The organism is Roseateles saccharophilus (assembly GCF_031458095.1).
GTDB lineage: Bacteria > Pseudomonadota > Gammaproteobacteria > Burkholderiales > Burkholderiaceae_C > Pelomonas > Pelomonas saccharophila_A.
Genome location: NZ_JAVDXU010000003.1, coordinates 472,810 through 493,958 on the forward strand (window position 1 = coordinate 472,810; position 21,149 = coordinate 493,958).

Here is a 21,149-nt window from a genome sequence, read left to right on the forward strand (position 1 = left end):
CCATGAGGGCAACCGTCCGTCGCCGCCTGCTCGCCGGTCTGGCGCTATGGCCGCTGCTCGGTCGCGCCGCTGGACTGGACGACACGCTGGCCCGCGCGCAGCAAGCCTGGCGCCCTCGCCTGGCCTGGCGGCCCGACGCCGGCTGGCGCCGCGAGGCCCTGGACAGGGCGCGGCGGCACATCCTGCTGCCCGGCGACGACGGCAGCGGCTTCGCGACCGAGGTGCTCGCCGAAGAGGACCGCGGCAGCCACACCGCCCTGTCGCTGACGCTGCGCGGCGCCCTCGGCGACCGCGTGCCGGCCCTCTATCTGCGGCCCCGCGGCGCCGGTCCGCATCCGGCCATCGTGCTGCTGCACGACCACGGCGCGCGCTTCGACATCGGCAAGGAGAAGCTGATCCGTCCGCTCCAGCCCAGCCCCTCCGCCGAGGCCTGGGTGCAGCGCTATTTCGGCGGCCAGTTCGTTGGCGACACCCTGGCGGAAGCAGGCTTTGCCGTACTGGCCATCGACGCCCTCGGCTGGGGCGAACGCAGCCGCCCCGGCCTGGCCCGCGACGACCAGCAGGCCCTGGCCAACCACCTGATGCAGCTCGGCCACAGCTGGGCTGGCCTGATTGCCAGCGACGACCTGCGCTCACACCGCTGGCTGCGCGAGCGGCCGGATGTGGACGCGAAACGCGTGGCCGTGCTGGGCTTCTCCATGGGCGCCTTGCGCGCCTGGCAACTGGCTGCCGTCTGCGACGAGGTCTCGGCCTGCGTCGCCGCGCATTGGATGTGCACACGCGAAGGCCTGCTGCGGCCGGGCGAGCACACGCTGGTGGGGCAATCGGCCTTCAGCATGGTGCATCCGGGCCTGGCGGCGGAGCTGGATCACCCCGACGTGGCGGCCCTGATCGCACCGCGGCCGCTGCTGCTGTTCGGCTCGCCGGACGACCGCCTCTTCCCCTGGGAAGCCGTGCAGGCCGCCTGGACAAACCTCGCACGCGCCTGGGCGCCACGGCGCGCAGCCTTCAGCACCCTCGCCACCGAGGGCGGCCATCGCTTCGACGCGCCCCAACAGGCGGCCGCGCTGGCCTGGCTGCAGCGGCAGGGCCGCTGAACGGCGGCCGGCGTCGCTGGCATAGTCGATGCAACCCACGTCGGACGGGCGCCGCATGCGCCAGCAAGCTTTTCATCACGCCATGCCACAGAACAACGAAGGACTGCGCCGCGCCTCCTGGTGGATAGGCGGCGCATCCGTCGTGCTGCCCGGCCTCTTCATGATCTACGTTGTCACCGACTACATGGAGTGGGCGAAGCACCCGCGCGGTGAGCTCGGCTTCATGGTTTACCTGGTGAAGGCCGGCCTGGCCATCGCCGGCAGCGCGCTGCTGTCGATGCTGGCCCTGTGGCTCAACGGCCTGCACCTGCAACGCAACCGTCCCGCCACGCCTCGGCGCTACGCCGAGCTCGCGCTGATTGCCAGCCCGGCCATGCTGGGCTGCCTGACATTGCTGGTGACGCTGCTGCCGGCGGTGTTGTTACCCCTCTTCCGGCATTGAACCATCGCCCATACCCCGTGCCCCGCGTCCTCGGTGCCGACGACAGCGCGAGCCTGCGCGCCATGCTGGCCCTGTTTGCCGAAGCCTTCGATGACCCGCAGGCCTACCTCGCGCGGCAGCCCGACGACGGCTACCTGGGCCGCCTGCTCACGAGCGAGGGCTTCATCGCCATTGGCGCCTTCGACGGCACAGCCCTCGTCGGCGGCCTCGCGGCCTATGTGCTGCCCAAGTTTGAGCAGGCGCGCAGCGAGATCTACATCTACGACCTCGCCGTCCATGCGGCACACCGGCGCCAGGGTGTGGCCACAGCCATGATCGGGGAGCTCCAGCGGCTCGCTGCGCTGCGTGGCGCCTACGTCATCTATGTCCAGGCCGACCATGGCGACGACGCAGCCATCGCGCTGTACACCAAGCTGGGCGTTCGCGAGGACGTCCTGCATTTCGACATCCCGCCACGAGACGGAAAGCCTGAGTAGGTCCAGGACGCATATGCCCATCAGGCCCCTGCCAGTCCTTCTCGCGGTCGCCATCCTGTCAGCAGGCTGCAGCCCGTCCCAGCGCTTCGAGGACAACGAGCAGCTGGCGAACTACATCGCCGCGCTGGTGCCGCCCTCGTCGTCGCTGGAGCAAGCCCGCGCCAGCCTCGCCCAGCACGGCTTCGACTGCCTGAACGACAAGGCGGGCGAGGGGATCTGCCGCCGCCAACTCTCCAGCTTCCCGTGCAAACAGGTCCAACTTGCCTTCCTGCCAGCGACGGGCGGTGCCGTGGGCAAAGTCAGGACCCGGCTGGATCACATCTGCCCATGAGCTTGGCCGCCCAGGCGAGGCCTTTGTCCGCACAAGCTTGAGGATGAAGCCCGAACATGTCGTTTGCCGCCATGGCATTTCGCCCACGGCAAAGTCACACTCCAACTACCCGCGCGTCTGACTGCCATCACCATGAACGAATTGCTCGCCGCCTACCGCTACACGACCAACAACTACGCCCAGATCGAGAAGAGCAAGCGCTGCGGCTGCTGCAATTGCGTGCAGATCTTCAAGCCCGATGCCATCGTCGGCTGGACCGGCCTGACGGTGCAGAACATGGACGACCCCAAGGCCATCAACGAACAGACCGCCATGTGCCCGCACTGTGGCTCTGAGGCGGTGATCGGGGATGGCTGCGGTTTCCTGATCACGCCCGACTTCCTGTCGCGCATGAACGAGGCCTGGTTCCAGCGGACGATGATCCACAGGCCGGCGGCGAAGAAGTGAAGGCGTCGCGCCGGCAGCCATGGCCGTGACCCTGGTCATCCTCGCCTTCGGCCTGTTTGCGCTCGGCCTGACCACGGCCGGCCTTGCGACTGGCGCCAGGCAAGTTGTGTTTCTGACGCAGGCTTATCGGGTTCAAGGCACAGTCGTCAAGGAATGGCGCTATCGGATCTATGGCCGGTGGCAGCGCTACTACCGGGTCGAGTTCCAGCTGCGCAACGGCCAGCGCGCCGAGCTGCGGGGCTCAGGCGCGTGCGCATTGGGCGAGGCCGTGCCCGTGATGGTCAGGGAGCGCTCGGGGCATGATCCCAAGGCGCAGATCGCCACCTGGTCCCAGTTGTGGTTGCCATCTATCCTGCTGCTGGCCACGGGATCCATCGCCACCCTCACGCTGATCTCCATAATGGGAATCCTGTGGCGCTGACCGGCATGGACCTGCTGGCCGTCTTCACCACCGTCTCCAGCCAGGAGCAGGCCGACGTGCTGGCCCGCGCTGCCGTCGAGCAGCAACTTGCCGCCTGCGTGCAGACCGAGACCATACGCAGCACCTATCGCTGGCAGGGTGCCGTCGAGTGCGAGGCCGAGGTGCGGCTGATGTTCAAGACCACACGGCAGCACTACGCCGCGCTGGAAAGCCTGCTGCGCGAGCAGCACCCCTACGAACTGCCAGCCATCTTTGCCTTGCCCGTCATCGCCGGCACGGCCGAGTACGCGGCCTGGGTGCTGGGCTCGCTCGCAGACCCAACGTGACGCGCGCGCGGCTGTTGATCGTGGCGTTGAGCATCGCCGCGCCCGCCGCGGCAAGCGAGTGCTTCGGCACGGTCAGCAAGGGTCGCCTCGAAGCCGGCGTGGCCCTGCCCACCCATGGCCCCAACTTCTCGCCCTACAGCCGCCTCGGCGTCACGCTGGGCCGCACGCATGTGCATGCCAAGGTCGCCGACATCGTCACTGACGCCTATGCCGCGCTGGCTTTGCGCACACCCGAGGTCCATTACGTCTACGGCGAGACAGGCTGGCCGTCGGGTGGGCGCTTGCGGCCGCATCGCTCCCACCAGAACGGGCTGTCGGTGGACTTCTTCGTGCCGGTGCGCAACGCCGCCGGCCGCTCCGTGCCGATACCGACCGAAGTGGGCGACAAGTGGGGCTATGACATTGAATTCGATGCCCAGGGCCGCTGGGGCGAGTACCGCATCGACTTCCCTGCGTTGGCTGAGCATCTGTACGAATTGCATCGCGCCGCTGCCGCTCGGGACCTGGGCATCACCCAGGTCATCCTCGACCACCCCTTCCTGCCCCACCTGTTCGCGACGCCGCGCGGGGCATGGCTGCAGCAGCATCTGCATTTCATGAAGGCCAAACCCTGGGTGCGGCACGACGAGCACTACCACGTGGACTTTGCGGTGCGCTGCAAGCCGATGCCTTGATTCAGTGCCTTTCAAGCCATTTGCCGACAAGAAAACCTATGCCCCCGAGCAGAACAAAGAAACCGACGATGGCATTGCGGAAGAACTTCTGCCGCTTGAGTTCACCGGCGATCAACACCTTCGATGCGGCTTCCATTTCAGCCTGGAGCTGGATGTCGTCGGGATGCTGGTAGGTCGTTCCGGCGTCATAGGTTTCCCCCTCGTCGCCGCGAACCCTCGCGTCCAGCCGTTTGGCCAGCGCCAGCATCGCATCGATGCACCCTTCGTCCGGATTCTTGGTCCAGAGCTCGCCTTCCTGGTACCAGAGGCAGAAGCTGGTGTCGGCGGCTGCAAAGGTGAATGTGGGTGGCGTGTCGCTGTAGCTCCAGCCATCAAGTGCCGCTGCAGCGGCACTCGCCTCTTCCAGGGAGATGGGAATTTGCTTGCCTTGGCTTGAGCGCAGGAGGGTGACGTGATAGCCCATCGAGGCATCCTATGCCAGCCCGCCAGCGCGGCGCTCAGGACCCCAGCGTCTTCGCCGTCACCAGCTCCGGCCTGAGCTTGATCAACCCCTCCATCACCTGCCCCGAAAACAGCTCTGCGCCCTTGGGGCCAAGATGGGTGCGGTCAAAGCGTGGCGGCGCCTCGGCCAGCGTGTCGGCTGCGGGCTGGCCCATGGCGGCAACAGCGGCATGGCTGATGGCGTTCAGGTCGAGGACCTGAACGCCCTGGTCGGCGCCCACCTTGATGATGGCCTCGGCCCAAGGGCGCAGGTCGTTGGTCAGTTCGCCCTCCTTGAAGGTCCGGCGCGTCAACGGCGTGATGAGCACGACCTCGGCGCCGGCCGCCTTCACTTCCTTCACATAGCCCGTCATGTTGGGACCGAATTCGGTGGCGAGGTCGGTCGAGCGGCCGGGCTTGCCGGGCTGGTCGTTGTGGCCGAACTGGATCAGCACCAGGGTCTTCTGCTTGCTGGTGCCTTCATTGAGCAAGGTCATGACCGTGGCCCACAGGCCCTCGGCGCGGAAGCTCATGCTGGAACGGCCGCCGCGCGCGAGGTTGATGCAGGCGACCTGTTGGAAGCGCGCACACAGCGCATTGCCATAACCGCTGCGCGGCGCCATCGTCGAGTCGCCGACGAGGATGAGGCGCGGGCCGGTGGCGACGTTGGCGGTGGTCTCACCACGCGGGGCGGAGGCGGCAGGCGTCTGGGCGATGGTGCTGCCGCTCAGCAGCAGGGCAGAAAAAAGCAGGGAAGGCAGTTTCATGGTTTTGCGGCAACAGGCCAACCGGCCTTGGGACTCATGTCGTCGAGGTTCCAGTCCTCGGGCTTGAACGCGCGCTGGGTCGGCGCATGGCGCGGGTAGCCGAGGGCATTCTCGACTTCGGAGTCGATCAGCCTGCCCTTGCCATTCGCCATGTCGGCCAGCAACTTCGCATCCAGCGGATCACGCGCCCAGGGCCGAGCGCCAACCAGCGCCGGTAGATCGCGCGCCAGGTCGGCAGCCGACCGGATGGCCAGGCCGGCGGGCAGTTCGGGCTTGGCCATGACGATGAGCTTGCCCGTCGTCTGCGCGTTGTTGCCCAGCAGCGGCACGGGGCGGCCTTGCGCGTCGTGCGCCAGGTTGTCGTTCATGTGCAGTTCCAAATCGCCCTGGCCCAGCATGGTGAAGAAGGCCGTGCCGGCCACCGTGCTCGGGCCATGGCGCATGGCATTGCCCACCAGCGTGAGACGACCGACCTGCCAGGGCTGGCCCGTCCACTCGTTGGCCAGCAGGTTGTAGTGCACGCCGCGGTCGCCGGGGTTGAAGATGTAGTTGTTGACCATGGCCCCCTGCGCACCGCCCTTGAACAAGGCATTGCGCTGCCGGTTGGACGCATAGACGTTGGCGTAGATCAGCACGCCGCTGGTGTTGTCGTGGATCAGGCTGCCCTTGCTGTGCTCGCCCTTCTCGTGCACCGAGTTGCCCAGCCCCTCGTAGATCAGGTTGTGGGCGTAAGTGATGCGGTGGGAGGTGCCCTTGCGCCAGTCTTCAGGCGTCTTGCCCTCGAAGCGCGGGCCGCTGGCCGACAGGTTCTCGTCGGTGGCCCAGGAGAAGCTGCAATGGTCGACGATGACGTCGTGCGCCCCACCCAGCGTCGAGATGCCGTCCTGGTCACCGCCGCCCTTCTTGGGCCGGCCGAACTCGCCGGGCCTGAAGCTCAGGTGCTGGATGACGACGTCGTGGGTGGCGATGGTCGTCTCGGCCTTGATGACGCTGACGCCGGGGTCGGGCGCCGTCTGGCCGGCCAGCGTCAGGAAGGGCTCCTTGATCTTGAGCGGCTGGCCGCCCATGTCGATGACGCCGCCGACCTCGAAGACGACGATGCGCGGGCCCGTCGCCTCGATGGCCTCCTTCAGGCTGCCGGGTCCGGAGGCCGCCAGCGTCGTGACCTTGAGGATGCGGCCGCCACGGCCGCCCTCGGTGGCCGTCCAGCCCTTGTAGGCAATGCCCGTGGCCTGGACCGGTCCGACGGCCAGCAGGGCCGCCATCATCAACAAGCGAAAGCTGCGCATGTTCAGAACGTGTAATCCGCCGTGACCTTCCAGGCCCGGCCCAACACATCCGCCAGGCTGGTGACATAGCCCGTGTAGATGGTGTTGGACGTGACCGGCGGATTGGCGTTGGTGAAGTTGTTGACCGCGAGGCTGAGCTTGAGGCCCTTGAAGCCCGAGTAGGCGAGGCTGGCGCCGTACTGGCTGTAGGGGCTGACACGGTTCACCGTGGAGCCGGCACGCGGCGTGATGTCGGTCAGGCCGGTGTTGTAGCGCACCGAGACCAGCCCCGACCACGGGCCATTGCGCAGGCCGACGGAAGCCGTGTGCTTCCAGCGCGGGTTGATCTGCGGCATGCCGGCCAGGCCCGAGTTGACACCCGCGCCGCCGTAGCGGGCGTCGTTGGTGATGATGCCGACATTGCTCAGCACCTCGCCGCCCTTCTCGGCCGTGAAGCGGTAGCTCTCGTAATAGGTGCCGTCCAGCAGGAAGCTGGCCTGGCCGACGGGCGTGTTCACACGGTAGGCGAGAGACAGGTCCAGACCGCGGATGCTGGTGTCACCGCGGTTGGCCTGGCTGGCGATGATGTAGTCGATGGTGCCGTCGGCCTTGCGGATGATGTTGGTCGCGTACTTGGCCGGCTGCTGCTGCACCTCGGCGATGGCCACGGCGCCCAGCATGTCGGTGAGCTTGATGCCCCAGTAGTCGGCCGTCATCAACAGGCCCTTGGTGGGCTCCAGCGCCAGGCCCAGGGTCCAGCCCTTGGACTTTTCGGGCTTGAGGAAGCTGTTGTCCGGCGACTTGGTCCAGTAGCTCATGGTCTGGTTGCAGACCTGGTCGCGCGTGTAGCCGTTGACCGGGTTGCCGGTGTTGGCCACGGTCGGCGTGGCACTCGGGCACAGCACCGGGTCGTCCATGGTTTGGGTACGAACCTCCGGCGTCGGGTTCTGGATGTCCATGATGGAGGGCGCCCGGAAGCCCGTGTTGGCCGAGGCGCGCAGCACCAGCTCGTCCAGGGCCTGGTAGCGGGCCGACAGCTTGGGGTTGACCGTCGTCGTCTTGAGGTCGCTGTAGCTGTCGGAGCGCACCGCGGCGTTCAGGCTCAGCCGCCTGGTCACGGGCGCATCGACCTCGATGACGGCCGACTTGATGTCGCGCTTCAGGTCGCGCGCCACGCCCACCGGCGTCTCGCCGACGAGGTCGTGCTTGGTGACGTTGCCGAAGGCGTCGATGAGGTATTTGCCGTTGGCGTCCTTGGTCACATAGTCCAGCGGCGCGGGCGACACCTTGGCCGAGTCGCGGCGCACTTCGCCCGTCACGGCCAGCATCAGCGGGCCGCCGGGGAGATCCATCAGCGAGCGCGTCAGCGTCGCGTCCACGCTCTGGTTGTAGGCGCGGTTGACGCGGTAGCTGTAGTCGCTGGCCTCGATGCTCTTCAGGTACTCGAGGCCTTCGGCGTCCTGCAGGCCGAAGGGATTCAGGATGCCCTTGGTGAAGCCTTCCTGGGCCTTGGAATAGAGGATGTAGCCGCCGCCGGCACGGGTGTCGCGCAGCGAGCGCCCGTAGTTCAGGCCGACCCGGTAGTCGAAACCGGCCACCGTGCCCTCGGCCGCCAGCACCAGGCGGTCATTGGTCTGCTCGTCGTTGCGGTAGGCCGAACCCAGTTCGGCCGGGCCCCAGACGAAAAAGATCGTCCGGTTGTTCATGTTCAGGTCGGTGACGGTGCCGGGCGTCTTGCTCGCGTCGAGGAACATCGTCGGCGAATTGGCGCCGGTGTTGCTGCCCACGACCTTGACGGCCGGCGTGATGCCCTTGCCGGGGTAGAACCTGCTCGTGGCCGGCATGCTGTAGGTGGTGGCCGGAGCCGTCGCGCCGGGCACCTGCATGCCGCGGTACTTCTGCACGTTGAACTTGCTGTGCAGCCCTTCCAGCGTCAGCGTGTGGTCGTTGTTGAGCTTCCAGCTCAGCTTGCCGAAAACATTGGTGATCTCGCTGCCGTCGGTGATGGCGTCGTAGAAGTTGGGGTTGCGGTAGCAGCCAGCGTTCGAATAAGTGGGCGGCGTCGCGACACTGCCGGCGCCGAGAGTCGGCAGCGAATATGGCGCGGCGCAGCCGGTTGCAAAGGCCGGGTTGTAGTTGGAGTTGGCGCCGGTCGCGAATCCGAAGTTGGCCGTCGGGCTGGGGTTCTTGTTGTCGGGCACCAGGCCCAGGCCCATGGCCGACAGCACCGAGTAGTCATACAGCTCGGGCCGGTCGATCTTGAACAGGGCCGATTTGCGCTGGTGGTCCAGCGACAGATAGGCGTTCCAGCCATCGGCATTCAGGTCGCCCACGCCAACGATGGCGCCAATCGCCTTGGTCTCGCCGCCACCGGAATGCTCAGGCTGGTTCCACTCCGCCTTGACGCGCGCGCCCTTGAAGCTGTTGAAGGTCCAGAAGTTCTGCACGCCGCCGATGGCGTCGGAACCGTAGATGGACGAGGCGCCGTCGCGCAGTGTCTCCGCGCGGTCCAGGGCCATGCGCGGGATGACGTTGACGGAGACGTACTGGTCCTGCAGCGGCTCGTTGGCCATGCGGCGGCCGTTCAGCAGCGTCAGCGTGCGCATGGGGCCGAGGCCGCGCAGATTGAGCATGGGGCCCGCCGCGCCGCTGTTGGTGCCCAGGGACAGGGACTGCGGCATCTCCAGCACCAGGTCCTTCAACTCGGTGTGGCCGCGCGCCTCCAGCTCCTCTGACTTGACGACGGACACCGGCAGGGCCGTCTCGCCGGCCAGGCGCTTGATGGAGGAGCCGGTGATCTGGATGCGCTCCAGCGACGCTGGCGCATCACCGGTCTGGGCGTGGGCCATGGCGCACAGCGACAGCACGGCACTGGCGCACAGGGTCAGGCGGGGGGTCTTCTTCATGGGGGTCTCCGTGGTTCTTCTTTGTTGATGGGCTCAGGGCGCAGGCACCCAGCCGCCGGGCGCGCCGGTGGCGATGGTCGAGTTCTGGAAGACCTCGGCGCGCGTCGTCAGGCCGGCGGCCGAACCGAGGGGCTTGGCCAGCACGACATTGGTCGGCACGTTGGCGACCTTGACCGAGGCCAGGCCCAGGCGTGCGCTGACATCCAGCGGCGCGCCGCTCAGGTCCATGCTGCCGAACTCGCGCCAGCCCACCGTGTCGGTCGTGCCGCCGTCGGCGGTGCCGGTCCAGGACGGCGGATTGCTGCCGCAACTGCCGGTGCCGACGCCGGTCTTGCTCGTGCCCGTGCCCACGCACCAGCCGACGGGCAGGATGTGCGCGCCCATCCTCGTGTTCACGAAGGCGATGTGGTCGACATAGGTCGTCGCCGTCGTGCCGCCGCTGCGGGCGAGATAGGCCTGACTCACGCTTGCGTCGGCGGTGAGCCGGCTGTTCAGGAAGACGAAGCCCTTGTCGCCGGCCGTGGCGCGGGACTGCAGGATGAAGCCGGCCGAGCTGCTGGCCGTGTCGGCCACCGAGCGGATCTCGCAATCCTCGAACAGGCTGGCCATCACGCTGCCCCAGATGAAGTCGACGTTGCCGGCGACCAGGGACTGGTAAATCCAGTTGTAGCCCTTGAGCTGCAGGGTGTCCTGCTGGCTCAGGAAGTTCATCTGCTTGGCCACGAAGCGCGCCGCCGCGGCCGTCGTGCTGGTGTTGAAGTAGACGGCCTCGGCCTGGTTGTCCCAGCTGGTGCTGCGGACATGCGGGTTCCGCAGCGTGAAGTTCTGCAGCGTCAGCAGGTCGGAGGTCTCGACCAGCCAGGCCGCGCGGCCGCCGCCGAGGACGCGATGGCCGACCGTCTTGCCCGAAGTGCTCAGGGCCGTGCCGGCCGAAGCGCTGCTCGCGCCGCTGCCCGAGTTCAGCGACTCGAAGTTGACGTCGCCCACCACGACACCGTCGCGGCTCTCGCCGACGATGCTCAGGTTGGACACCTTGCGCAGGATGTTGAGCTCGGGATAGCTGCCGTTGGCCAGGTGGATGGTTTTGGGTGTCGCGACCGTGTTGCAGCCATTGGCAGCCGGGCTGTTGGTCGAGCAGTTCTTCATGACCCAGTTCAGCGCGCCCTGCAGGGTGCGGAAATCGGCCGTGGTGCCGCTGTCGTCGACGTTGACGTTCGTGAAGCTCGCGGGCGCCGCGCGGGTCGTGAACTTCCAGCCGTCGGCCTTGGCGATGCCGGCAAAGGCGGCGCCCTTGATCGTGCCGGACAGCACCGAGGCATCCATGGTCACGTAATAGCTGGTGCCGAAGTCCAGCTTGTTGCTGTGCAGCTTGACCGCGGCCGTGCTGTTGTTGACGCTGACGGGCCGGTACCAGACATAGCGCGCGAAAGTGGCGCCATCGGGCATGGCGCCCAGGCCCAGCGCATCGATCTCGAGGTTGGTGCGGGCGAGCACCACCTGCGTGTCGCTGGCGGATGGCGCCGTGCTGAGGTCGATGCTGTCCACCAGCACGTCGTCACTGGTTCGGTAGACATTGATCTTGCCCGCGCTGCCGATGGTGGGCGGCGCATCGAAGGACAGCGACAGCCGCGTGTCGGTGTGGACGTTGCTCTCATTGGCCGCCGGGACCTTGGTGCCGCCGACCTCACTGACATTGCCGCTGCCGCTGATCTGCGTCGAGATCTTCCAGGCGCCGGCCAGGGCCAGGTTGTTGGCCTTGACGAGGGCCGCGGGCCGCGGCTTGTAGGCATAGCCCGGCGTGAAGGCCGTGCCCGGGGCCACGCTGCAGGCGCCCAGAGGGGCGCCATTCAGCGTCGAGCCGCTGTCCTGGAAAACGCCGCTGTGATCGGAGCTCGGATAGGTGACGACGCTGTCGCAGCCCGCCGCGCCATCGATGGCGAAGACATTGGCGTGCGACAGGATGTTGGCCTGCTTGCCCACGCCGACGCTGTAGCTGTGGGCGTAGGGGCTGGCGGTCTTGCTGCCGACGAAGTAGTTGTTGAAGACATGAACCTGGCCGAAGCGCACCCGCGGCACGCGCTGCACCACGCCGTTGAAGACGTTGTTGGCGATGGTGATGCGCAGCTTGCCCGCATCACTCGTCAGGCTGTCCGAGCCACCGATCAGCATGGCCTTGTCGTGCTGGGTGACGAGGTTGTAGGAGATGGTGATGAGGTCGGCGCCCTTGGTGACGTCGATGGCGCCGTCATGGCATTGCTTGGTCTTGCCGTTCTCGATGGGGAGGGTGTCGTCGGTGACCGGCGCGTCGGTGATGGTGTTGCGGTCGATCCAGACCTGGGTCGCCGTGACGATGCCGATGGCGTCGTATTGCGAATTCCAGTTGCCCAGGGCGCCGTCGTTCGGGTCCCAGATGGGGCCGACGTCGCAGGGCGCGACGAGATGGAGGTTGCGCACGATGACCTGGCTGACGCTGGTGATGTCTATCCAGGCGTTGACGAAGCCGGCGCCGGGACCTTCGCCGATCAGGGTGGTGTTGCTCGTCAGGCGCACGCGCGCCCTCACCTTCTGGTCAGCCGTGTTTGCGAAGGGCGTACCCTCGGTCATGTCGATGGTGCCGGCCACCTTGATGATCTTGGCCGCGTTGCCGGCATTGGCCAGCGCGTTCAGCAGCTCGGCACGGTTGTGCACGGTGTAGATGTGCTCGGGTGTGGCGGCGCTGCCGCCGACGGTGCCGGCGCCCCAGCCGTCGGTGGGCGCGGTCTGCAGCGCCGCATCGACGGCGTGGGCGGGCAGGCTCAGGGCCAGCAGTGCGGCCAGGCCGCCCAGTTGCTTGAGGAGCTTCATGCGCGAGCCCTCCTGCGCAAGGCCAGCAGGCCCAGGCCCGCCCCGGCGAGCGCGAGGCTGGTGGGCTCGGGCACGGCATTGACGCTCAGCTGCGTCGTGAAGCTGCCGAACTCGCTCGTGAAGCTGAGGTTGTTCAGCGTCAGGCTGATGGTATTCGGCCCGGTGAGTTGCGCGCTGATGCTGCCGCCGTTGACGCCGCTCAGGTCCAGCAGGGCGAAGCTGGCAATGGGCAGGCCGATGCCGGCGAAGCTGAAACTGAAGCTGTAGCTGCCGGCCAGGCCGGTGGCGCCGCTGTTGTTCCAGACCTGCACCTGGCCGTCGCTGAAGAAGTCGATGGCCACGAGAGCGTCGCCGCTCAGGAATTCGAGGTCGGACGGGGCGAGTGCCGTCGTGTTGCTGCCCGGTTCGTCGGCGAAGCCATGGTCCAGGCCGAGCAGCGTCGTGCTGGCGCCGCTGACCTGTCCGGTGATGACGGTGGCCGCCGGCAGGGTGTAGGCCGCCTGGGCGGAAGTCGCGGCCAGCCATGCGGCGGCTGCGACCGCGAGGGTCCTGTAGGTCTTCATGTTTGTCTCCGGGGTTGAGGTCTGGCCCGCCTCGGGAGCGGCCGACACTTCTTCGGGATCAGGAGACCTGCAGGGTCCCGCCAGCAAGGAAGGGCACAGACGACAGGTCCGTGCCCTGTGCGGATCTAGGCGATGGGCGCCTTAGAACTTGTAGCGGCCACCGACGATGAACTCGCGGCCGGTGTAGTTGTTGACGACGACGTTGTTCATCGCACGGGAGATGAACTGGTCGTTGGCCTGGTTGGTCAGGTTGGTGGCCTCGAAGGTCAGCTGCAGCTGCTTGTTGAGCTGGTAGCCCATCGACAGGTCGACGTTGAAGGTCTTGTTCTTGCCCGCCACGTCCTGGTTGTTGCCGGCCGGGATGGTGGTCAGGAAGGCCGAGCGCGCCGAGGTCGACACGCGGCCGCTGAAGGTGCCGTCGTCGTAGTAGAAGGACAGGTTCCAGGAGCGCGGCGACAGGTTGACCAGGTCTTCCGTGACGGTGGCCGCGCCGACGGCGGCGGAGATCACATAGTCCATCTTGGACTTGACCTGGGTGTAGTTGGCCAGCACGCCAAAGTTCTTGCCCCAGCCCGGCAGGAAGCTGAAGGGCTGCTGCACATTGATCTCGAAGCCGGTGAGCTTGCCGCCCGGGCTGTTGACCGGCGCGCTGACCAGGAAGATCTCGTCGCCGGTGAAGTTGCTGGGCAGCAGCGACATCGGCAGGCCGGTGTCCTTGTAGGGCACGTTGCGGCCGACGGTCAGCACATAGCTCTTGATGTCCTTCTGGAACACGCCCAGGCCGATGAAGCCGTTCTTGGAGTGGTACCACTCGCCGCTGAGGTCGAAGGTGGTGGCGCGGAAGGGGTCCAGGGCCGGGTTGCCGCCGGTATAGCTCAGCGAGCCCGTCGTGGACAGGGTGCCGCCGGGGTTGAGGTTCTGCAGCGGCGGGCGTGACATGACCTTGGCGGCGGCGGCGCGCAGGATGATGTCCTTGGTCAGGTTCAGCGAGACATTGGCCGAGGGCAGCCAGTCCGTGTACTGCTTGGTGGCGGTGACGAGACTGCCACCGCCGGTAGCCAGGTAGCCGCTGGCCTCGATGGCCGTCTTCACATAGCGGGTGCCGAGGTTGCCGCGCACGGCCATGCCGCCCAGGCGGGTCTCGAAGTCGGCCATGAACCACGTGCCGGTATCAGTCTCGCTGATGGCGCGGTTGCCGCCGCGGGCGCTGCCGTTGGTGATGGAGGTCAGCGTGTAGTCGCCGGGCCCGCCCGCTGGGCCGCTCTTCAGGCAGTTGCAGTAGATGTCATAGGCCTTGGCGATGGCGTCCAGGTTGGGGATGACCCAGGACGTGATGGAGCCCGCCGGCAGGTTCTGGCCCTTGCCGAAGCCCGTCAGCGTGGTCGTCAGGCTGGCCGGGTCGACGCCGGCCGGCAGCGTGTTCATGGTCTCGACGGTGCGGCGGATGTCGTAGCTGGTGAACTTGAACTGCTTGTAGCTGGCACCGCCCTTGAGCGTCAGCACGTCGGGGATGATTTCCCAGGCGAGGTCGGCGGTCAGCACGTCCTGGCGGTTGGTCACGCCGTTGGGGCGGATGCGGATCTCGCTGGGCGTGAAGTTGGTGATGCTGGTCGAGCCGACCGGAACACCGTAGATCTTCAGGGCGCCGTTGGGGTCAGCCGGATTCAGGTTGCCGTAGCCCAGCAGCGGGGCGCGGTCGTCGCCGCGGGCGTCGAAGACATAGCCATTGACGTTGGGGGCATCCAGCGTGGTCGTCGTCTGGATGGGATTGCGGAAGCGCGAGGTGGCCCGGCCGCCGCGCACCGTCAGCTTGAGGGTGTCGGTGATGTCCTGCTCCACCGTCAGCGAGGGCTGGCTGAACTCGGTGCTGAGCTTGTCGAAGCGCGACTCGGCGCGCACGTCGACGCCATTGAACTTGCCGTAGACCATCTGGCCGCTGGGCGCGAACTGGGCCTCCAGCACGCTGGTCTGCTGCTTGCCGCCGGCCGACAGCGCGCGGCTGAAGGAGATGGCTTCCAGGAAGTCTTCCTGGCGGGTTGCATCCAGCTTGCTGTAGAGCATGTCGAAGGTCAGCAGCATGCTTTCCGCGGGGCGCACCTGGATGGAGCCGGTCAAGCCCAACCGTTCCTGGTCATGCGTGAGGCGGCCGTAGCGCGGCAGGCGTGGGTGGAAGTTGGTGGCCTTGCTGGCTTCGTTGTAGGCGGCCAGGTTCTCGGGTGTGTTGGGCAGGCGGGCCACGCCTTGGGCGGCGGGGCCGCAGGTGGTGGCGGTGGACCCGGTGGGCAGGTTGGCCGTCACGCCCTGGGGCGGGCACCAGCCGCTGAAGGCATTGCCGCTGGAGGGACCGTTGTCCCAGCGCACAGTGCTGAAGCCTTCTTCGTAGACCTTGCGCTTGGAATAGGCGCCCGACAGCAGCACGCCGATCCTCTTGTCGGCAAAGGTGTTGGAGATCAGGAAGGACGCCTTGGGCGTGGCCTTGCCGGACAGATCGTTGTAGGTGCCCTTGACGGAGACGGCGGCCGCGAACTTGTTCAGGTCAAAGGGGCGGGCCGTCTGCAGGTCGATGGTGGCGCCCAATGACCCTTCGTCGACGTCGGCCGAGCTGCTCTTGCGCACGGTCAACGAGCTGAAGAGGTCGGCGGCGAAGACGTTGAAGTCGAAGGCGCGGGTGCGATTGGCGCCGCCGGAGCTGTCGGTGCCGCCGGTGGTGGCCAGGGCCTCGATGCCGTTGATGCGGGTGCGGGCGAAGTCGCCGCCCAGGCCGCGCACGGTGATGTTGCGGCCTTCGCCGGCGTCGCGGTCAATCACCACGCCGGGGATGCGCTGCAGGGACTCGGCGAGGTTGGTGTCCGGGAACTTGCCCATGTCCTCGGCCTTGATGACATCGACGATGCCCTTGTCCTGGCGCTTGGCGTTCAGCGCGCTTTCCAGCGAGGCGCGGATGCCGGTGACGGTGACGGTCTCGAGCTGCTGGGACGCGGCAGGCGCGGTCTGGGCCCACACGGGGGCGGCCATGAAGGCGACGGCCAGGGCCACCGGACTCAGGGCCAAGCGGTGGGACGGACGGAATGCGGGCATGGATGTCTCCTGGTGCTGGGCCGCCTGTTGCGCATGCCAGCGCTGGCGGCTCTCGGGTTGTTCACGGGGCCTATCGGCCCGGGCGCACGCAGGGCACCCTTTGGTCTTTGGAGCCAGCGTCGCTGCAGTGCGAGCGCCGGCCGTGGGCAGCGACTACAGGTAGTCGTCGCGGCGAGGGGAAAACTGGTCGAGCAGGGTGGCGCCGTCATCCAGCGCAACGACGCCATGCAGGGTCAGGCGGGGCGCCACGAAGGCGTCGCCCGGCTTGAGGACGCATTTCTTGCCACCGACTTCGCACTCGAAACGACCCGAGATCACATAGGCAATCTGGTCATGGGCGTCATGGGCGTGAGGGGTGCCGATGGCACCCTTGTCGAACTGCACCAGCACCGACATCAGCTCCGGCGTGTGGCCCACGATCTTGCGGCGAATGCCGTCGCCCAGCTCGTGCCAGGGGGTGTCGTCATTGAGGAAGAAAGTGCTCATGGTGCTGCGTATTTGTCCGGCTTGTGGACGATGATAGGTGGAAGATGCAAAAATCGGAACATCGGTTCACTAATTAGAAACCATGATTCCGCAACACTTGCAGCCTGCCTAAAGTCGCGGCATCGGCAAAAGTGGAACTGCGTTTCAACAAACTGAACCACCTTGGCCACGACCCCTCTGCGCTGATCGGACGCAACGACTTATGGTGCTCAACAACTTCAACCTGGCCGGCAAGACGGCCATCGTCACCGGCTGCAACACCGGCCTGGGTCAGGGCATGGCACTGGCGCTGGCGCAGGCGGGGGCCGACATCGTCGGCGTCAACGTCTCCGAGCCCGACGAGACACAGGCCGGCGTCGAGGCTCTGGGCCGGCGCTTCCTGGACCTGCGCGCCAACCTCGGTGATGTCAGCTGCATCCCCGACCTGGTGGCCCAGGCCAAGGCGCTGAACGGCGCGGTCCACATCCTCGTCAACAACGCCGGCATCATTCGCCGCGAGGACGCCATCAAGTTCTCCGAGGCCGACTGGGACGACGTGATGGACCTGAACCTGAAGTCGGTGTTCTTCCTGTCCCAGGCCGTGGCCAAGGCCTTCATGGCCCAGGGCACGGGCGGCAAGATCATCAACATCGCGTCCATGCTGAGCTTCCAGGGCGGCATCCGCGTGCCTTCCTACACCGCCAGCAAGAGCGGCGTCATGGGCATCACCCGCCTGATGGCCAACGAGTGGGCTTCGCACGGCATCAATGTGAACGCCATCGCCCCGGGCTATATGGCCACCAACAACACCGCCCAGCTGCGCGCCGACGAGCAGCGCAACAGCGCCATCCTCGACCGCATCCCGGCCGGCCGCTGGGGCAAGCCCGAGGACTTGGCTGGACCGGTGGTGTTCCTGGCTTCGCCGGCTTCTGACTACGTCAACGGCTACACCATCGCAGTCGACGGCGGCTGGTTGGCACGCTGATCCCGCGAGGGCCCCGCAGGCGATCGCCGCGGGGTTCCAGAATGCGCTGCAGAGGACGCCATGAAAGCCACCGAACGCAAGTTTGAATTCCTCACCCGCGAGGATCCCGACACCGGGGCGCGCGTGACGCGGCTGACGCCGCCCGATGTCACCTGCCACCGCAACTACTTCTATCAGAAGTGCTTCACCAATGACGGCCGCCAGCTGATCTTCGGCGGCGAGTTCGGTCCCCATCCAAGCCCGAACTGGAACTACCACCTGCTCGACCTGGACACGCAGACCGCCATCCAGCTCACCGATGGCGCGGGCGAGAACACCTTCGGCGGCTTCCTGAGCCCCGACGACCGGCACCTCTACTTCGTGCGTGACAAGCGCCAGTTCATCCGCCTGGAGCTCGCCACGCTGCGAGAGGAAGTCCTCTACATCGTGCCCGAAGACTGGGTGGGCTACGGCACCTGGGTCAGCAACAGCGCCTGCACCAAGATCGTGGGCATCGAGATCGCCGCCGCCGACTGGTTCCCGCTGAACACCTGGCAGAAGTTCAACGAGATGTTCCACAAGCGGCCGCTGTGCAGGCTCTTCAGCGTGGACCTCACCACAGGCAAGCGCACCGTCATCCTCGAGCAACGAGGCTGGCTGGGCCATCCGCAGTACCGCCCCTTCGACGACAACACCGTCGCCTATTGCCATGAAGGCCCGCACGACCTCATCGACGCGCGCATGTGGTTCATCAACGAAGACGGCACGAACCGCCGCTGCGGCAAGGAGCACCTGGACGGCGAAAGCTGTACGCACGAGTTCTGGGTGCCGGACGGCAGCGCCATGATCTACGTCAGCTACAACGAGAAGTCACCCGAGCGCTGGATCTACAGCCTGGACCCCGTCACGCTGGAGAACAGGCTGCTCACCGCGATGCCGCAATGCTCCCACTTGATGAGCAACCACGACGGCACCCTCATCGTCGGCGATGGCTGCGGCAAGGCCAGCAGCGGCGACAACGAGATGCTGGTGGGCGACCCCTATCTTCACCTGTTCGACCTGAAGGCCGGCACGACGCGCGCCATCGCCCGCCACGACAGCGGCTGGGACGTCTACAAGGACGACCGCCAGGTCACCCACCCGCATCCCAGCTTCACACCGGACAACAAGCAGGTGCTGTTCAGCTGCGACAAGGAGCGCGCCAGCGGCGTGGAGCCGGCCCTCTACCTGGCCGACCTGTGAAGTCCGCGCTGGCACTGCTGCTGGTGGCCAGCCTGAGCCAGGCCCAGGAGCGCCCCCAGCTGGCGCCGCAACAGGCGGCCCAGCACACGACGGCGGCCTATCTCGGCGACTGGAAACCGGCACCGCTGGCCGACCTGGCCGCCAGCCCGCCGGACCTTGTCGTCAGGGCCGGCGAGTCGGTGCAGGCGGCCATCGACAAGGTGCCCGCTGAAGGCGCCAAGCGCTGGGTCATCCAGATCCAGCCCGGCACCTACCGCGGGCCGCTGTGCATCAAGGACAAGGCGCCCATCGCCTTGATCGGCGCGGCGTTGGACGCGAGCGCCGTCGTGCTGGTGGACAACCGCTTCTCCGGCAAGCCCAAGGGCGAGAACGAGGCCGCCCACCCCTGCTGGCCCGAGCTCGGCAAGACCACCATCGGCACCAGCGGCAGCACCAGCGTGCTCGTGCAGAGCAACGACGTGCAGCTCATCTCGCTGACCATCGCCAACGATGCGATGGACGGCGTGCGCCGCGGCGAGGCCTACCCGCCGGGCGTCGGCGAAAGCGGCGGCGCGCAAGCCGTGGCGCTGACCCTCACTGGCGACCGCATCCAACTCGACAACGTGCGCCTGCTCGGCCACCAGGACACCCTCTACGTCAAGCGTTCAGCGCCCGAAAAGCCGGCCCGCCAGCTGATCCGCCACAGCCTGATTGCGGGCGATGTGGACTTCATCTTCGGCAACGCGACCCTGGTCATCGAGCACTCCACCGTCCTCACGCGAGCCAATCGCCGCACGCCCGGCCACGGCGGCATCATCCTTGCGCCCAGCACGGCGCCTGATGTGAACCAGGGCTTCCTCGTCACGCACAGCCGCCTCGTCGGCGAGCCCGGCATCGCGCCCGGCGCCACGTCCCTCGGCCGCGCCTGGGATGCCGGCGTGAAGGCCGGTACCTGGGTCGCCGGCTCCAGCCCCAACGGCATGGCGGTCGTGCGCGACAGCGAGATCGGCGCCCATGTCGGTCCCTGGAACGCCAGCACCTCGCGCCGGCCTTTCGACGCGGCCACGAACCGCCTCAGCGAATTCAACAACCGACCATGACACTCCACCGCCGCCAACTCCTCGCCCTCGCCGGCCTCTCTGCCGGACTCTCCGCACTCGGCGGCTGCGCCACCCCCTCGCCTGCGATCGTCGAGTCGGCCCAGGGCTGGGCCGGTGTCGGCAACACCACGGGCGGCGCGAAGGCTATTCCCCAGCACATCTTCGACGTCCACGACCGCGCCGGCCTGAACGTCGCGCTGCGCCTGGGCGACAAGCCCAAGATCATCCGCATCCATGCCTTCATCGACCTCTGCCCCGGCGGTGTCGAGGCCTTCCGCGACCCCGAGTTCAGCTTCGACGCCTTCGATCACGCCTACGACCCCGCCACCTGGGGCCGCGACGACCCCAAAGGCCCGCTGGAAGACGCCCGCAAGCGCTCAGCACAGCGCCAGGCCGCCGTGTCCATCGTGCGCCTGCCGTCCAACACGACACTGCTGGGTGCGGCGCCCGGCGCCGGCTTTCAGCACGGCATGGTGCTGCTGGACAAGGTCAGCAACATCGTCATCCGCGACCTGCGCTTCTCCGACGCCTACGACCACTTTCCCGGCTGGGAGCCGCGCGACAACGTACATGGCGAGTGGAACTCCGAATACGACGCGCTGTCGCTGCGCGGCGCCGAGCGCGTCTGGGTGGACCATTGCCTCTTCGACGACGGCAAGCATCCCGACAAGCTGGAGCCCATCCGCCTGGGCCAGCGCGTGCAGCACCACGACGGCCTGCTGGACATCACCAACGGCAGCGACCTCGTCACCGTGTCCTGGTGCCGCTTCCAGGCCCATGACAAAACCATGCTGATCGGCAACAGCGACAGCTTGACGTCCGACACCGGCAAGCTGCGCGTGACCCTGCACCACAACCACTTCCATGCCTGCAAGGAACGCTCACCGCGGGTGCGCTATGGCCGAGTGCATGTGGTGGGCAACCTCTTCACCGCCGACCGCGCCGAAGAATTCGGCTATTCCCTGGGCGTCGGCGTGCAGTCGCACCTCTTCAGCGAGCACAACCGCTGGGAGCTGCCGGCCGAGATCGGCGCCGATCGCCTGATCCGCCGCTGGAAGGGCACGGCGTTTGTCGACACCGGCAGCCGGCTCAATGGCCGGCCGGTCGACATCCTGGCCGCCTGGCGGGCCAGCCACCCGGGCGAAACCCTGTCGCCGGACGTCGGCTGGCGCCCCGATGAGGCCTATGACGCCGCCGCCCTGCGTCCGCAACAACCCGATCAACTGGCTGAGCAAATCCGCGCCGGCGCCGGGCCACGCCGAGCCTGAGTCAGAATCCA

20 protein-coding genes are annotated in these 21,149 nt (G+C 67.1%); 12 read left to right on the forward strand and 8 right to left on the reverse strand.

Features of this window, described 5'->3' with window-relative positions:
• Positions 1–2: 2 nt before the first annotated feature.
• The 8 genes from J2X20_RS21185 (at position 3) to J2X20_RS21220 (ending at position 4,214) form a co-directional block, all read left to right on the forward strand.
• Positions 3–1,097: a dienelactone hydrolase family protein gene (locus J2X20_RS21185; protein WP_310269052.1), complete on the forward strand. Its 1,095-nt coding sequence runs from the start codon at positions 3–5 to the stop codon at positions 1,095–1,097.
• Positions 1,098–1,179: 82 nt separating this feature from the next.
• On the forward strand, positions 1,180–1,539 hold the full coding sequence (locus J2X20_RS21190) for a hypothetical protein (RefSeq protein ID WP_310269055.1): 360 nt from the start codon (positions 1,180–1,182) through the stop codon (positions 1,537–1,539).
• A 17-nt stretch (positions 1,540–1,556) separates the two neighbouring features.
• Positions 1,557–2,015 carry an AAC(3)-I family aminoglycoside N-acetyltransferase gene (locus J2X20_RS21195; RefSeq protein ID WP_310269058.1) on the forward strand — a complete coding sequence of 153 codons (459 nt, stop codon included), beginning with the start codon at positions 1,557–1,559 and terminating at the stop codon, positions 2,013–2,015.
• Positions 2,016–2,028: 13 nt separating this feature from the next.
• Positions 2,029–2,346 (forward strand): hypothetical protein, encoded by a 318-nt coding sequence (locus J2X20_RS21200; protein WP_310269061.1) that lies wholly within the window; start codon positions 2,029–2,031, stop codon positions 2,344–2,346.
• A 132-nt stretch (positions 2,347–2,478) separates the two neighbouring features.
• Positions 2,479–2,793, forward strand: coding sequence for a hypothetical protein (locus J2X20_RS21205; RefSeq protein ID WP_310269063.1), 315 nt, complete (start codon positions 2,479–2,481; stop codon positions 2,791–2,793).
• A gap of 19 nt (positions 2,794–2,812) precedes the next feature.
• Positions 2,813–3,214 carry a DUF3592 domain-containing protein gene (locus J2X20_RS21210; protein ID WP_310269067.1) on the forward strand — a complete coding sequence of 134 codons (402 nt, stop codon included), beginning with the start codon at positions 2,813–2,815 and terminating at the stop codon, positions 3,212–3,214.
• A gap of 5 nt (positions 3,215–3,219) precedes the next feature.
• Complete coding sequence (gene cutA, locus J2X20_RS21215; protein ID WP_310269069.1) at positions 3,220–3,540, forward strand: divalent-cation tolerance protein CutA; 321 nt, start codon at positions 3,220–3,222, stop codon at positions 3,538–3,540.
• Positions 3,537–4,214, forward strand: a complete 678-nt coding sequence (locus J2X20_RS21220; RefSeq protein WP_310269072.1) for a penicillin-insensitive murein endopeptidase — start codon at positions 3,537–3,539, stop codon at positions 4,212–4,214. Before cutA ends, J2X20_RS21220 begins: the two co-directional genes overlap by 4 nt.
• A 1-nt stretch (position 4,215) precedes the next feature.
• Here J2X20_RS21220 and J2X20_RS21225 read toward each other — a convergent pair whose 3' ends face one another.
• From J2X20_RS21225 to J2X20_RS21260, 8 genes are all read right to left on the reverse strand, one after another.
• Positions 4,216–4,677 carry a hypothetical protein gene (locus J2X20_RS21225; RefSeq protein ID WP_310269074.1) on the reverse strand — a complete coding sequence of 154 codons (462 nt, stop codon included), beginning with the start codon at positions 4,675–4,677 and terminating at the stop codon, positions 4,216–4,218.
• A 34-nt stretch (positions 4,678–4,711) separates the two neighbouring features.
• Complete coding sequence (locus tag J2X20_RS21230) at positions 4,712–5,461, reverse strand: rhamnogalacturonan acetylesterase (protein ID WP_310269077.1); 750 nt, start codon at positions 5,459–5,461, stop codon at positions 4,712–4,714.
• Positions 5,458–6,750 carry a pectate lyase family protein gene (locus J2X20_RS21235; RefSeq protein ID WP_310269079.1) on the reverse strand — a complete coding sequence of 431 codons (1,293 nt, stop codon included), beginning with the start codon at positions 6,748–6,750 and terminating at the stop codon, positions 5,458–5,460. Before J2X20_RS21235 ends, J2X20_RS21230 begins: the two co-directional genes overlap by 4 nt.
• A gap of 2 nt (positions 6,751–6,752) precedes the next feature.
• Positions 6,753–9,635, reverse strand: coding sequence for a TonB-dependent receptor domain-containing protein (locus J2X20_RS21240; RefSeq protein ID WP_310269082.1), 2,883 nt, complete (start codon positions 9,633–9,635; stop codon positions 6,753–6,755).
• A gap of 33 nt (positions 9,636–9,668) precedes the next feature.
• The gene (locus J2X20_RS21245) at positions 9,669–12,479 is read right to left on the reverse strand and encodes a pectate lyase family protein (RefSeq protein ID WP_310269085.1); all 2,811 of its coding nucleotides are present in this window, start codon (positions 12,477–12,479) and stop codon (positions 9,669–9,671) included.
• Positions 12,476–13,042 (reverse strand): PEP-CTERM sorting domain-containing protein, encoded by a 567-nt coding sequence (locus J2X20_RS21250; RefSeq protein ID WP_310269088.1) that lies wholly within the window; start codon positions 13,040–13,042, stop codon positions 12,476–12,478. Before J2X20_RS21250 ends, J2X20_RS21245 begins: the two co-directional genes overlap by 4 nt.
• Positions 13,043–13,183: 141 nt before the next feature.
• Positions 13,184–16,120 (reverse strand): TonB-dependent receptor, encoded by a 2,937-nt coding sequence (locus J2X20_RS21255; RefSeq protein WP_310269090.1) that lies wholly within the window; start codon positions 16,118–16,120, stop codon positions 13,184–13,186.
• Between the two features lie 153 nt (positions 16,121–16,273).
• Complete coding sequence (locus J2X20_RS21260; RefSeq protein ID WP_310269093.1) at positions 16,274–16,606, reverse strand: cupin domain-containing protein; 333 nt, start codon at positions 16,604–16,606, stop codon at positions 16,274–16,276.
• A 202-nt stretch (positions 16,607–16,808) separates the two neighbouring features.
• Between J2X20_RS21260 and kduD the strand changes: the two genes are divergently transcribed.
• Genes kduD through J2X20_RS21280 form a run of 4 tightly spaced genes read left to right on the forward strand, consistent with a single transcriptional unit; the run spans position 16,809 to position 21,138 of the window.
• Entirely contained in the window at positions 16,809–17,570 is a 762-nt protein-coding gene (gene kduD, locus J2X20_RS21265) for a 2-dehydro-3-deoxy-D-gluconate 5-dehydrogenase KduD (protein ID WP_310269097.1), read from the forward strand.
• 60 nt (positions 17,571–17,630) lie between these two features.
• Positions 17,631–18,791, forward strand: a complete 1,161-nt coding sequence (locus J2X20_RS21270; protein ID WP_310269100.1) for an oligogalacturonate lyase family protein — start codon at positions 17,631–17,633, stop codon at positions 18,789–18,791.
• Complete coding sequence (locus J2X20_RS21275) at positions 18,788–19,870, forward strand: pectinesterase family protein (RefSeq protein WP_310269102.1); 1,083 nt, start codon at positions 18,788–18,790, stop codon at positions 19,868–19,870. Before J2X20_RS21270 ends, J2X20_RS21275 begins: the two co-directional genes overlap by 4 nt.
• Positions 19,867–21,138 (forward strand): pectate lyase family protein, encoded by a 1,272-nt coding sequence (locus tag J2X20_RS21280; RefSeq protein ID WP_310269105.1) that lies wholly within the window; start codon positions 19,867–19,869, stop codon positions 21,136–21,138. Before J2X20_RS21275 ends, J2X20_RS21280 begins: the two co-directional genes overlap by 4 nt.
• Positions 21,139–21,149: the final 11 nt, after the last annotated feature.